General features: G+C 30.5%; 15 protein-coding genes. 4 read left to right on the forward strand and 11 right to left on the reverse strand.

What is annotated here, in order from left to right:
- Positions 1 to 14: 14 nt before the first annotated feature.
- From scfA to B2S02_RS06130, 9 genes are all read right to left on the reverse strand, one after another.
- Positions 15 to 152, reverse strand: a complete 138-nt coding sequence (gene scfA / locus B2S02_RS06090; RefSeq protein ID WP_035134469.1) for a six-cysteine ranthipeptide SCIFF — start codon at positions 150 to 152, stop codon at positions 15 to 17.
- 27 nt (positions 153 to 179) lie between these two features.
- Positions 180 to 548 (reverse strand): TIGR04086 family membrane protein, encoded by a 369-nt coding sequence (locus B2S02_RS06095; RefSeq protein ID WP_035134467.1) that lies wholly within the window; start codon positions 546 to 548, stop codon positions 180 to 182.
- A gap of 54 nt (positions 549 to 602) precedes the next feature.
- Entirely contained in the window at positions 603 to 893 is a 291-nt protein-coding gene (yajC, locus tag B2S02_RS06100) for a preprotein translocase subunit YajC (protein ID WP_346848654.1), read from the reverse strand.
- 51 nt (positions 894 to 944) lie between these two features.
- Complete coding sequence (tgt, locus tag B2S02_RS06105; RefSeq protein ID WP_346848653.1) at positions 945 to 2,072, reverse strand: tRNA guanosine(34) transglycosylase Tgt; 1,128 nt, start codon at positions 2,070 to 2,072, stop codon at positions 945 to 947.
- A 16-nt stretch (positions 2,073 to 2,088) separates the two neighbouring features.
- Positions 2,089 to 3,117 (reverse strand): tRNA preQ1(34) S-adenosylmethionine ribosyltransferase-isomerase QueA, encoded by a 1,029-nt coding sequence (gene queA, locus B2S02_RS06110; RefSeq protein ID WP_346848652.1) that lies wholly within the window; start codon positions 3,115 to 3,117, stop codon positions 2,089 to 2,091.
- Positions 3,118 to 3,155: 38 nt separating this feature from the next.
- Positions 3,156 to 4,163, reverse strand: coding sequence for a Holliday junction branch migration DNA helicase RuvB (gene ruvB / locus B2S02_RS06115; RefSeq protein ID WP_346920454.1), 1,008 nt, complete (start codon positions 4,161 to 4,163; stop codon positions 3,156 to 3,158).
- Positions 4,164 to 4,200: 37 nt separating this feature from the next.
- Positions 4,201 to 4,794: a Holliday junction branch migration protein RuvA gene (ruvA, locus tag B2S02_RS06120; RefSeq protein ID WP_346848650.1), complete on the reverse strand. Its 594-nt coding sequence runs from the start codon at positions 4,792 to 4,794 to the stop codon at positions 4,201 to 4,203.
- Positions 4,795 to 5,088: 294 nt separating this feature from the next.
- Entirely contained in the window at positions 5,089 to 5,748 is a 660-nt protein-coding gene (locus tag B2S02_RS06125; RefSeq protein WP_346848649.1) for a hypothetical protein, read from the reverse strand.
- A 205-nt stretch (positions 5,749 to 5,953) separates the two neighbouring features.
- Positions 5,954 to 6,367 carry a DUF3785 family protein gene (locus B2S02_RS06130; protein ID WP_346848648.1) on the reverse strand — a complete coding sequence of 138 codons (414 nt, stop codon included), beginning with the start codon at positions 6,365 to 6,367 and terminating at the stop codon, positions 5,954 to 5,956.
- A 233-nt stretch (positions 6,368 to 6,600) separates the two neighbouring features.
- Between B2S02_RS06130 and B2S02_RS06135 the strand changes: the two genes are divergently transcribed.
- The 4 genes from B2S02_RS06135 to B2S02_RS06150 all read left to right on the forward strand — a co-directional run bounded on the left by B2S02_RS06135 (position 6,601) and on the right by B2S02_RS06150 (position 11,745).
- Positions 6,601 to 7,992, forward strand: a complete 1,392-nt coding sequence (locus B2S02_RS06135; protein ID WP_346878560.1) for a hypothetical protein — start codon at positions 6,601 to 6,603, stop codon at positions 7,990 to 7,992.
- Between the two features lie 194 nt (positions 7,993 to 8,186).
- Positions 8,187 to 8,480, forward strand: coding sequence for a metalloregulator ArsR/SmtB family transcription factor (locus tag B2S02_RS06140; RefSeq protein ID WP_346848646.1), 294 nt, complete (start codon positions 8,187 to 8,189; stop codon positions 8,478 to 8,480).
- Between the two features lie 158 nt (positions 8,481 to 8,638).
- On the forward strand, positions 8,639 to 11,131 hold the full coding sequence (locus B2S02_RS06145) for a CoA-disulfide reductase (RefSeq protein ID WP_346878559.1): 2,493 nt from the start codon (positions 8,639 to 8,641) through the stop codon (positions 11,129 to 11,131).
- Between the two features lie 446 nt (positions 11,132 to 11,577).
- A complete protein-coding gene (locus tag B2S02_RS06150) occupies positions 11,578 to 11,745 on the forward strand; it encodes a hypothetical protein (protein WP_198028596.1) in 168 nt (55 codons plus the stop codon).
- A gap of 232 nt (positions 11,746 to 11,977) precedes the next feature.
- Here B2S02_RS06150 and B2S02_RS06155 read toward each other — a convergent pair whose 3' ends face one another.
- Positions 11,978 to 12,226 carry a BhlA/UviB family holin-like peptide gene (locus B2S02_RS06155; RefSeq protein WP_150843415.1) on the reverse strand — a complete coding sequence of 83 codons (249 nt, stop codon included), beginning with the start codon at positions 12,224 to 12,226 and terminating at the stop codon, positions 11,978 to 11,980.
- Positions 12,227 to 12,509: 283 nt separating this feature from the next.
- Entirely contained in the window at positions 12,510 to 12,656 is a 147-nt protein-coding gene (locus B2S02_RS06160; protein WP_346848644.1) for a hypothetical protein, read from the reverse strand.
- Positions 12,657 to 12,867: the final 211 nt, after the last annotated feature.

A 12,867-nucleotide genomic window follows, 5' to 3' on the forward strand; every position in this document is an offset into this window, starting at 1 on the left:
TGCCTTTAAAATGATTAGTTTTCACACTCTAAATTAGCTACTGTACAAGAAGTTTTGCAAGCTGATTGACATGAGTTAGCACACTCTTTACAACCTGGTTTTTTTAAACTTTCTTTAATGTTAGATTTGTTGATAGTTTTTATATGTTTCATTTTTATTCCTCCTAAAATTGATAATATCTATAGATTCACTCCTAGCATTCCTGACAATGATCCTGCTGCTAATGCTAAAATTAATCTAACTACGTCTTTTCCTCCTAATGCCAAGTCATTTCCAAAGCATAAGGATACTATATAAAGTATTAACATATAAAATACTGCTACTAGCAACCCCACAAGCCAACCTTTGCTTCCCATTTTTAATGTAGCATATATAGCTCCATATACCACACTAGCCAATGTAGCTATAACTAAAAATACTGATGTGACTGCGTCACTAAATGGGAAATATGAAGTAACTAGTGAATATACTAAAACGCAAATTACTGTTAAAATTGATGCTCTTAGCACCCCTACTCCTATAGCGGAATAATTAAACTTTTTATACATACCCAAAACCCCCTTATATTAATAAATATGTTTATATAAGGGGTTTTATGATGATTATGCCTTTATTTCTTCTGGTTCATTAGCTGATTTTGTAACTGAAGCAATACCTAGTTTGCTCATTTTTATTCTTGCTCTATCTGGACCACTTTCTAAAATAATATATTCTTCTTGAATATTTATTATTCTTCCCATGATTCCACCTTTAGTCATAATCTCATCATTTATAGCTAAAGAATTCAACATATCATTGTATTGTTTCTTTCTTTTCTTTTCTGGCATGAAAATCATGAAGTAAAACAACACAAGTACAAGTACCATTGGAAGAAACGCCATTAAGTTTTGCATAATATCTCTCCTTTCACTAGTTATGTATATATTTAAAAAATAGATACCTAATTATTTTTTTCCCCACTCTGAAAGTCTTTGATTTTTAAATTCTTCAAAGTAATCCCCATCAATTGCATTTCTTATATCCTCCATTAATTTATTATAGAAATATAAGTTATGAAGCACACAAAGTCTCATTGCCAACATTTCCTTGGCTTTAAATAAGTGCCTTATGTATCCTCTTGTATAATGCCTACAAGTAGGACAATCACATCCTTCATCTATAGGTTTTTTATCTAATTCATATTTAGCATTCATGATGTTTATTTTACCATACTTAGTAAACACATGTCCATGCCTTCCATTTCTAGCTGGTAATACACAATCAAAGAAATCTACACCTCTTGAAACTGCCTCTAATATATTTTCTGGAGTACCAACTCCCATAAGATAAATTGGTTTATCCTCTGGAAGATATGGAACTACCGCATCAATAACTCTATACATGTCCTCATGACTTTCACCAACAGCCAATCCTCCAATTGCATATCCATCCAGGTCTAGTTTTCTAATGGTCTTAGCATGTTCTATTCTAATATCCTCGTAAACTCCACCTTGATTTATACCAAATAGCATTTGCTTTTTATTTATTGTATTAGGATCTGCATTTAATCTATCCATCTCTACTTTACATCTTTCAAGCCATCTAGTAGTTCTTGCTACAGATTTTTCTACATATTCTCTTGAAGATGGATTTGGAATACACTCATCAAAGGCCATAGCAATAGTTGAAGCTAGATTACTTTGAATTTGCATACTTTCTTCAGGTCCCATAAATATTTTCCTACCATCTATATGAGAGCTAAAGTATACACCCTCTTCTTTAATTTTTCTCATGCTTGCTAATGAGAACACTTGAAACCCACCTGAATCTGTAAGAATAGGTCTATCCCAATTCATAAATTCATGAAGTCCTCCCATTTTTTTAACTACTTCATCTCCTGGTCTTAAATGAAGATGATATGTATTTGACAATTCTACCTGACACCCAATTTCTTTTAAATCCATGGATGATACTGCTCCTTTTATTGCAGCCAAAGTTCCAACATTCATGAACACAGGGGTCTGTATTGTACCATGAGGAGTAACAAATTCCCCACGTCTAACTTTTCCACTCTTTTTAAGTAATTTATACACCTATTCATCGTCCTTCCTATTCATGGATAAACATAGCATCACCAAAACTAAAGAATCTATATTTGTTTTCTACTGCAATTTTATAAGCATTCATCACTATTTCCCTAGTTGAAAAAGCACTTATAAGCATTATTAAAGTAGATTCTGGCAAATGAAAATTAGTTATTATGGCATCTACTATTTTAAATTTATACCCTGGATATATGAATATACTAGTATATCCTGATTGTTCTTTAACTTGACCTTCTTCATTAGCTATACTTTCAAGGGTTCTATTTGATGTGGTTCCTACAGCTATAACTCTTTTCCCACTTCTTTTAGCATTATTTATTATTTCAGCGTTTTCCTTATCTAAAATATAATACTCAGAATGCATTTCATGATCTTGAATATCTTCAGCTTTTACTGGTCTAAAGGTTCCAAGTCCCACATGCAAAGTTACAAAAGCTATATTAATTCCCTTTTTTTTGATAGCTTGTAGTAACTCATCTGTAAAGTGTAGTCCTGCTGTAGGGGCTGCTGCAGAACCTACTTCCTTTGAGTAAACCGTTTGGTATCTTTCTCTATCTTCCAGTTTTTCTTCTATATATGGTGGCAATGGCATTTCGCCAAGTCTATCTAATACTTCTTCAAATATACCATTATAGTAAAACTTTACTTTTCTATTTCCATTGTCTAAAACTTCTACTACCTCGGCTTTTAGTTCTCCATTTCCAAATACAAATTTAGCTCCAACTTTTCCTCTTTTACCAGGCTTAACTAAGGTTTCCCATATATCGTCTTCATGCCTATTTAAAAGCAAAAACTCCATTTTACCACCGGAGCCTTCCTTAGCTCCATAAAGTCTAGCCGGCATAACTCTTGTATCATTTAATACAAGACAATCTCCTGGATTTAAATACTCTATAATATCTTTAAACACTTTATGTTCTACTTCACCACTTTTTTTATTTAGAACCATAAGCCTTGATTCATCTCTTTTTTTTAAAGGATGCTGGGCTATTAATTCCTTTGGTAAATCAAAATAAAAATCCTTTACTTTCAAAGTCTATACACTTCCCTATTCTATCTATATGTTTATTTCTATAATATATGATCTGGAATAATCCTTCCTAAATGTTCATAGGCTTTCTTTGCCGCCATTCTACCTCTTGGAGTTCTTACAATAAACCCCTTTTGTATCAGGTATGGTTCATATACATCCTCAATGGTACTGACTTCTTCACCTATAAAATAAGCTAGTGTCTCAACTCCAACGGGTCCCCCATTAAAGTTATCCACTATAGCTTCTAATATCTTATTATCTAATCTATCAAAGCCTTCTCTATCCACTTCTAAAAGTTCAGCTGCTTGCTCCACCATGTTAATATCAATTACACTTATACCTTTAACCATAGAGTAATCTCTAACTCTTTTTAGTAACCTATTAGCTATCCTTGGTGTTCCTCTAGATCTCATTCCCAGACTAAAGGCACCTTCCTTATCAATTTCAACTCCTAATATTTCAGAAGACCTTAAAACAATTTCTTTAAGCTCGTCATCATTATAATATTCCATTGAACATAGTACTCCAAATCTATCTCTTAAAGGTGCAGTCAAAAGTCCTACCCTTGTAGTTGCTCCTATGAGAGTAAATTTAGGTAAATCTAGTCTTATAGATTTTGCTGATGCCCCCTTACCAATAACAATATCTAAAGCGAAATCTTCCATGGCTGGATATAAAATTTCTTCTACAGACCTATTCAATCTATGAATTTCATCTATGAATAATACATCATTGGTATTTAGATTAGTTAACAATGCTGCTAAATCTCCAGCTCTCTCTATAGCAGGACCAGATGTAATTTTTAAATTTCCACTCATTTCTTTTGCTACTATGTTAGCTAATGTAGTTTTACCAAGGCCTGGTGGTCCATATAATAATAAATGGTCTAAGGGTTCTTTTCTCATCTTTGCAGCTTTTAAAAATATATCTAACTTATTTTTAACTTTTTCTTGTCCTATATATTCCTTAAGTCGCTGAGGTCTTAAGGAATATTCTACTTCTATATCTTCCTCAATAATATTAGATGTAATAACTCTATCTTCCATAATCCCCCTCCTTAACTAAAAACCTTTAATAAGGTTATTATCCCATTAAAATTTTCAAACATTCCTTTATAATATCTTCAACACTATTACTTCTATTAGCTTTTTCTATTGCTTTTTCTGCCTCTTTATCTGAGTATCCAAGAGCTATAAGTGCCCCCACTGCTTCTGATAGTTTTTCATTATCTATGTCAATATCACTAATAGTAGTTCCCTTTGGCATGGCGCCTCCTACGGTTATCTTATCCTTAAGTTCTAATATGATCCTTTGAGCAGTTTTCTTACCAATGCCCGGTGCCTTAGTTATTAATTTATCATCATCGGTAATTATAGCATACTTTAATGTAGAAACATTGGCAATAGACATGAGTGATAGTGCCGCCTTAGGTCCTACACCATTAATGGAAATAAGAAGATTAAACATGGATATTTCATCTTTAGTTAAAAAACCATAAAGTCCAATGAAATCTTCTCTTACAATTTGATGAGTATAAATCTTTATTTGTTGATCTATAGCTGGCATATTAGAAATTGTACTACCTGATGTGAAAATTTTATATCCAATATTACCACATTCTATAACTATATATTCCTTTTCTATAGACTTAAAAATTCCTTTTATATATTCATACATGCTTTGTCACCTATCTTTTTTATTTAACCATTTGTTAATTCTTCATTACTATATAGTCATCATCTGCAAATTTAGACCTATAATCTATTATATACCTATATGTATTGATATTAAACTTCACTAATTAATTATATTACCTTACAATCGTAACTATATTATACTTTACCATCTACAATATAACAATTCAATAAAAACTATTTTAAACTTATTTCAAATTAAATTTATACCATTTCTACAATTTCTCATGAAAAAAGAGTGTTTCAAAATTCCTTTTGAAACACTCCCTTTCTGACACTATGTGCTACAAAGAGCCTGAGCATATTCCATAGCCTCTTGTATATTGGAAAACTGATAATCTTTATGTCCTTCGTAGAATGTCCTCAAAAGATTACCTCTGTTCTCTATGTCGTTAATTTTTAAATACGACTGTCCATTATCATCTTTAGGATTCAATATCTTCTCTTCTACTACTTTTATTGTTCCATTAGAATCCTTATTATAAATAACAATATTTTCATCCTTTATTCCTATAAAATAAGAATCTTCTTTGTAGGAATATCCTTCTATGTCCTTTACAAATATAATATCTTCTTTTGTGAATTTTTCTACCTTGTATCCAAAACTAGAAAATATCTTTTCAGCCTGCTCCTGATTAAGACCAATCAAATTATCTTTTTCTACATTTATAGTTTTATCTAATTTATCATTAATCTTTACCTTACCTAAAGAGTTTTTATAGTTTAACATGAACTCTATATTACTTTTATCTGAAATTAATACATCATTCATATTTAAAAAGCTTGCTTGAGATGCTTCGCCTAAAATTCCAGCTCCTCCATCTTTTGAACTTCTTAAGAATGCTATACTTACAGTATAGCTAAGTAAAAAAACTATTATTCCTACAGAGGCTATAAAAATATATAATCCTTTATTTTTTTTATATCTTTCAATCATACAATCCCTCCTACTAGGAATTGTATCCAGCTTTGATATGTTTATACACTATTGCTTACAAAAATTTATAAATTATACATCTCCATTCTTCTTCCATTAAAGAGTATATGGAATTAACCTAAAAATATACACAGATATTTAAATTCAAGTCACAGTTATTTAAATTCATGTCACAATTATTTAATTATATATCACAGTTATTTATTTACATATCACACTGTTCAACTTCTATTGCAAAATTCTTACAACTTTCACAGATGATAATAGATACTATATAACTTTCATCAATTTTTTTCATTCTCTCTAATTTGGAATAAGTAGTGGTTTCAAACTCATTACTTATATTACTAATTATATATTTTCCTTCTTTAGTAAAAATATAAAAATGATACTCTAAATATCTATAATGTTTTTTATCTATAACTTCACTATTTCCACATGCTTCACAGTTATCAGCATAATATTCATAGTCAAATTCTACTTTTTCTTTACCTTCTTCTAAAATTTCTAATGCTTTTTCTATGGTAAAATCTTGTACTTCCTCAGCTTCAATATAAGAAAGGTTATCTTCTGATAAAATAAACTCTTCATCCTTATGTTTAAATTTAAAATTATTCATATTATTTCTCCTCAATTCTTCAATTTGTTCCAAAATATCATACTATTATTATATATTATTTAAAACTATTTAAACAGTTTTATTCATAATATAAAACCTCTTATATTTTTAGTCCATAGAACTAACCAATGAAAATCTGAATTTTTAAAATTTCCATCTTGCTTTTTTAACACTAATTTCTCCTGTCAGCATATTCTATTATTAAATTAGGATAAGTTAGTAGGAGGCTACAAATGATTGAATTAACCGCAATACACTATATATATTTAATTTTTATTATATTAATTTTAATAGCAATGATAAAAAAATTAGACTGTTCCCTTATTTGCATTGTTGGAGTAGTATTAATTGCATTAATTAGCACTAAATCTATTCCTGCATCTCTAATTAGTATTTTTAATAGTTTTATCTACTCAATTACGGAATTACTGCCAACAATACTTATAATATCTATAATTGCTGGATTAAGTAAAGCATTATCCTATACTGGCATAAGTAAAGTTATGATAGAACCCTTTAGTAAGTTTATGAAAAATGATTTTATAGCCTTTTGGGGTATAGGTATAATAATGATGATTATTTCTTATTTCTTTTGGCCATCTCCAGCCGTTGCACTAGTTGGAGCTGTATTAGTTCCTGTTGCTATCAAATCTGGTCTCCCTGCCATAGGTGCTGCCATAGCTATGAATCTTTTCGGTCATGGTATTGCATTGTCTACAGACTTTGTAATTCAAGCTGCTCCAAAATTAACTGCGGATGCTGCTGGTATTCCTGTATCTGAAGTAGTTAAAGCTAGTATTCCTCTAATAATTATTATGGGAATTGTCACTACTGTTACAGCCTTTATCATGCTAAAGAAAGATATGAAAAATGGAACCCTTGAAAATCTCACCTACACTGAATATTCAGAAGAGGTTCAGTCTACAGATGAATCTCTTTTAAGCAAAGGATGGAAATCTTTTTTTGCAATATTAATTCCTCTTCTCTTTTCTATTGATGTATTTTTGATGGTTTCTTTAAACTTAAAAGGTGGAGATGCTACAGCACTAATCGGTGGTACAACCTTAATTATACTCATATTGATATCTATAAAATCTTATAAAAAGGCTTCTCTTGATAAAATCACTAGATATCTTGTAGAAGGTTTCCAATTTGGCTTTAAAGTTTTTGGAATAGTAGTTCCAATTGCTGCCTTTTTCTATGTAGGGGGTGATGGATTTACAGCTATTATAGGTAACTATTTACCTACTGGCTCCTTAGGTATAGTAAACGACTTAGGTTTTGCCCTTTCTAAGGCAGTTCCACTAAACAATTTTTTAAGTGCTTTTGGTGTAACTACTGTAGGTGCAATCACTGGACTAGATGGTTCTGGATTTTCCGGTATAGCTCTAACCGGTTCCACTGCAAATTTATTTGGAACAGCCACTGGTGGAAATGTGGCTACTTTAACCGCTCTTGGACAATTAGGTGCTATTTGGGTAGGTGGAGGCACATTAATACCTTGGGCAATTATCCCCGTTTCTGCTATATGCAAGGTATCCCCTTTTGAGCTTGCAAAGCGCAACTTTAAACCAGTAGTTTTAGGTTTAATTGTTACTACCATAGTGGCCCTATTCTTCTTGTAATGTATAATTTAACTAAACTTCATAGAGAGGTTTACTCTCACTGAAGTTTAGTTGAGTTTAATTTTCTATATTACAACACAATATCTAAAATTAAAATAAGTTAATGTTTTAAATATATATTTTTTTATTTTTCATTGACACATTTGTAACTATATCGTATTATATGAATATAGTGATATGGAGGTGTATAAAACATGACTGAGAATGACACATTTTTAACTAACCCAAAACTTTTTGAAGAAAAAGCAAATATTTTAAAGGCATTAGCCCACCCCGTAAGACTATGCATTGTTAAAGGTCTCATTGAAACTGGTGGAAGCAATGTTACCAATATGCAAAATTGCTTAAATATGCCTCAATCAACTATATCGCAGCACATTGGAAAGCTAAAAACTTTTGGCATTATAGACTGGCAGCGTAACGGTCTTGAAATTATATATAGTGTTAGTGATGAGAATATAAAAAAGTTAATAGAAGTATTATTTTAACTATTAAGAAGTCAAAATTCTTTAGACTTCTTTTTTATAAATATTTTACATCGTATTATTATTATATATAAATATTAAGATTTAATTGTTCCTGAGTATTGTAAAGGTTATATTGTTTATACTATTTGTATTGTTTAATATTGAAAGGAGATTTTATTATGAGTAAAAAAGTTATTATCGTTGGTGGAGTTGCTGGTGGGGCTTCTACTGCTGCACGTTTAAAAAGACTAGATGAATCTTTAGAAATAATTATGTTTGAAAAAGGGGAATATATTTCTTTTGCCAATTGCGGACTTCCTTATTATATAGGTGAAACTATAAAGGAAAGGGATAATCTCCTAGTGCAAACAGTAGAAGGCATGAGTTCTAGATTTAACATTGACATAAGAAACTTTAGTGAAGTTATTAAAATTGATAAGGATGCAAAAAAAGTTACTGTAAAAAATCATAGTTCTTCTCAAGTTTATGAAGAAAGTTATGATGTATTAGTTTTATCACCGGGTGCTAGTCCAATAACCCCACCTATTCCCGGCCTTAAAGAAGCAACCAATTTATTTACTCTTAGAAATATACCAGATACAGATAAGATTAAAGCCTTTGTTGATAATAACTCTCCAAAGGAAGCTGTAATTGTTGGTGGTGGCTTTATAGGTCTTGAAATGGCTGAAAACCTTAATGAAAGAGGAGTTTCTGTAACTCTTGTAGAGATGGCAGATCAAGTAATGGCTCCTCTAGATTACGAAATGGCAGCAATAGTTCATGAACATCTACTTCAAAATGGAGTTAATTTAATTCTTAAAGATGGAGTTAAATCCTTTGAAAACCGTGGTAAAAAAGTAGTTTTAAATAGTGGTAAAGAAATTGTAACAGACATGATTGTTTTATCAATAGGAGTTTCTCCTGAAAGTAAGATTGCCATAGATGCTGGTCTAGAAGTTAACAATAGAAAAGCAATTGTTGTAAATAAAGAAATGAAAACTTCTGATGAAAACATCTACGCTCTTGGTGATGCTGTAGAAGTAATTGATTATATAAATGGTAATCCAACTATGATTCCACTTGCATGGCCAGCTAATAGACAAGGGCATGTTGTAGCTGATAATATCTGTGGTAAAAAAGCTGAATATAATGGTACTTTAGGTTCTTCTGTAGCAAAGGTATTTTCACTAACTGTTGCAACTACAGGCAATAATGAAAAAACTTTAAAAAGACTTAACTTAGAGTATAAGGCAATCCATTTACATCCAAATTCCCATGCTGGTTACTATCCTGGTGCCTTCCCTATCTCTCTTAAAGTTTTATTCAATCCAAAGGATGGAAAACTATTAGGAGCACAGGGTGTAGGTTTAGATGGCGTAGAAAAGCGTATCGATGTTATAGCTACTGCTATAAAAGGTAATCTAAAGGTTACAGATTTACCTGAGTTAGAATTATGCTACGCTCCACCATATTCTTCTGCAAAAGACCCTGTTAATATGGCTGGATATATAGGAACTAATATAATGGATAATTTAGTTTCTATAGTTCAATGGGATGAAGTTGATAATTTAATAGCTAACAATGAATTTATCCTAGATGTACGAGAAGAGATGGAGTTTGAAGTTGGTCATATAGAAAATGCTATAAATATTCCTCTAGGTACCCTTAGAAATAATTTAAATAAAATACCAAAGGACAAAACAATCTATGTTTATTGTCAAGTAGGTCTTCGTGGATATATCGGCTGTAGAATACTTTCTCAATATGGATTTAATTGTGTGAACTTAGATGGTGGTTATAAAACTTATGCTACCGTTAAATCTTCTTTAAATAATAAAGATACTCAATCTAACTTAAATAATAATACTGAAGACTGTACTTGTGAAACTAGTACTTCTTCTAATATAGAAGATTCTAGTAAAGTTACTGTAAGTCTTGATGCTTGTGGACTTCAATGTCCAGGTCCTATTAGAAGAGTTTTTGAGGAAATTGGCAAAATGAAGGATGGAGATATCTTAGAAGTTAAAGCTTCTGATCCAGGTTTCCAAAAGGACATCAATAGTTGGTGTAGTAAAACAGGAAATACCCTTGTAAAAGGTGAATTTGATAAAAAAGAAAAAGCCTTTGTAGCATTAATCAAAAAAGGTACCTCTCAAGATCTAACAAGTAGCTCATCGCCTATTAGTTGTGATATTTCTAAAAAGGATGGTGCAACCCTTGTAGTTTTCAGTGGTGACCTTGATAAAGCTATAGCTTCCTTCATCATAGCTACTGGTGCAGCATCCATGGGAAAACCAGTTACCATGTTCTTTACTTTCTGGGGACTTAATATCTTAAAAAGAAAAGATAAGCCTTCTGTTAAAAAGGATACCATGGAAAAAATGTTTGATATGATGCTTCCAAGCAGCACTGGAAAGCTTCCATTATCTAAAATGAATATGGCTGGTATGGGCCCTGCTATGATTAAAAACATTATGGCTAAAAATAATGTAGATGACCTTGATACTTTAATTGCTAATGCTCTTAAAATGGGAGTTAAAATCATTGCTTGTGCTATGTCTATGGATTTAATGGGTATTAAACATGAAGAATTAATTCCTGAAGTTGAGGTTGGTGGAGTTGCAACGTATTTAGCTTCCACAGAAGATGCTGGACTTAACTTATTTATCTAATGTATAACTCATATATTTGTCTACCTCTAGATGAATAGTTCCTTAATTAAAACTTTATGTTTCTATTTAAGTAAATGACTATCTCTTTATTGAGATAGTCATTTACTTATTCAAAATAACCTATACCTTACGTAAATATATTAAGCTATTCTTTTTCCTTAGGAGATTTAATTCCTGCCTTTGAAGATATATGATCTTTTACATTTCCAGTCTTAGGGTTACTTGGAGTATGTTCATGCTTTTTATGATTTTTAGCCATTTTTAATACCTCCCATATAATTTTATTGTCAATATTATTATGTGTCCAAACATTCAATCTATACCTTTAATAAAATGGTAATGTCTCTTTCTAAGGAAGCTAATCCTTTACTTTCCTTAATAATTTCTTACTTTAAGGACAAAATAATTGTGTAGTTATCCTTTATATCATTTAAGGAGGTGTTTTTATGGTTGATAATAATAAAAGTCGTCTTAAGGATCAAAAAAGAAGTCAAGCTGAACTAAGAAAAATGTATCCTAAGGATGGTGCAGATGTAGGAATAATAGATGGAGTTAAAATAGGCTCCTACGCTAATAGCAAAGATCATTCTGAGAAGGATGAAATAACTTATTAATAAAGATTAGCAGAGAAGTCTTTATAGAAATTGCTAATTTACTAGATGTATTATTAAAAAATTTCCCTATATAACTATTTATATAGGGAAATCTTTAAATATATAAATATATGCCTATTTCGCTAGTTAACTAGTTAACTATTTGTTCTGTTCATGCGGGTTTCAGAGATTTTAATATGGGAGTGTTATGATTTTATATAAGAATTAATGCTTTGATTATATTTTTGACTTATTAACTTTTTCTCATATAATTTTTTAGATCACCTACATCCTTTTTTAGATCTTCTACATCTTTTTTCACTTCATCTACTATCCTTAATTTATCGGTAAGGTGTGATATCACATCTTGATAATTTTTTTCTCTTTCTTCTTGCTTCACATCTCTTTTTTCTTGAGCTTTTAGTATATAGAATAATAAAAATATACTTAGTACAGCCCAAATACCTTGGGATAAAGCTACCTTTAGAATTTCATTCTCCATCATTTATTTCACACTCCTTACTTGATATATTTATTTATTAGTAAGACTGTAATGACTTTTTGCTAAGAGAACACATTTTGGGTTTATTATTTATATGCCTAAAGCCTATAAATTAATATAAAAGTATTCTACTTTTATAACTACAAATTATCTGATAATTCTGAAAATTAATTATCCATTTCAACTTCATTAAATATGAGTTTTATTTAGACTATAATAATCTAATATAAGGATTTCTTGATGTAATTTACTAATGTTCCCTCAGATAAGTTAAAGATATTCCCTAATTAAATAAATTATTTTTAGCACAGTCATATCTTAGCTTCCTTGGTAAACTATTAGTAATAGAATCAAATTTAATTAACAATGATTCCATACTATTCTTATCATAAGGTTTTGCTTCTTTCACTAGAGTCACTATTAATCCCATTCTATACATCCTCCTTAAGATTACTTAATAAAATAAGAAGTTATTTTATGTAAAAGACAACTAGTTCAATTATCATTTATGATATTTTGTTATAGTTTATGCTACAATCAATAATAATACAACTAATAAAGCCTAAGATGGATGAAACGCAACATGAAATTCAACAAGAGTATCATTAAGGGTATATTGTTATTAATAATGCAACATTAAA

The organism is Clostridium sp. UBA7339, assembly GCF_002470865.1.
GTDB classification, from domain to species: Bacteria; Bacillota; Clostridia; order Clostridiales; family Clostridiaceae; genus Clostridium_J; species Clostridium_J sulfidigenes.

Bases quoted from the DNA above. Each gene is read 5' to 3' on its own strand.
- B2S02_RS06140 (WP_346848646.1), top strand. From the start codon at position 8,187: ATGACTGAGAATGACACATTTTTAACTAACCCAAAACTTTTTGAAGAA.
- B2S02_RS06095 (WP_035134467.1), bottom strand. From the start codon at position 548: ATGTATAAAAAGTTTAATTATTCCGCTATAGGAGTAGGGGTGCTAAGA.
- ruvA (WP_346848650.1), bottom strand. From the start codon at position 4,794: ATGTATGAATATATAAAAGGAATTTTTAAGTCTATAGAAAAGGAATAT.
- B2S02_RS06135 (WP_346878560.1), top strand. From the start codon at position 6,601: ATGATTGAATTAACCGCAATACACTATATATATTTAATTTTTATTATA.
- yajC (WP_346848654.1), bottom strand. From the start codon at position 893: ATGCAAAACTTAATGGCGTTTCTTCCAATGGTACTTGTACTTGTGTTG.
- B2S02_RS06160 (WP_346848644.1), bottom strand. From the start codon at position 12,656: ATGGGATTAATAGTGACTCTAGTGAAAGAAGCAAAACCTTATGATAAG.
- B2S02_RS06155 (WP_150843415.1), bottom strand. From the start codon at position 12,226: ATGGAGAATGAAATTCTAAAGGTAGCTTTATCCCAAGGTATTTGGGCT.
- scfA (WP_035134469.1), bottom strand. From the start codon at position 152: ATGAAACATATAAAAACTATCAACAAATCTAACATTAAAGAAAGTTTA.
- B2S02_RS06125 (WP_346848649.1), bottom strand. From the start codon at position 5,748: ATGATTGAAAGATATAAAAAAAATAAAGGATTATATATTTTTATAGCC.
- B2S02_RS06145 (WP_346878559.1), top strand. From the start codon at position 8,639: ATGAGTAAAAAAGTTATTATCGTTGGTGGAGTTGCTGGTGGGGCTTCT.
- ruvB (WP_346920454.1), bottom strand. From the start codon at position 4,163: ATGGAAGATAGAGTTATTACATCTAATATTATTGAGGAAGATATAGAA.
- B2S02_RS06130 (WP_346848648.1), bottom strand. From the start codon at position 6,367: ATGAATAATTTTAAATTTAAACATAAGGATGAAGAGTTTATTTTATCA.
- B2S02_RS06150 (WP_198028596.1), top strand. From the start codon at position 11,578: ATGGTTGATAATAATAAAAGTCGTCTTAAGGATCAAAAAAGAAGTCAA.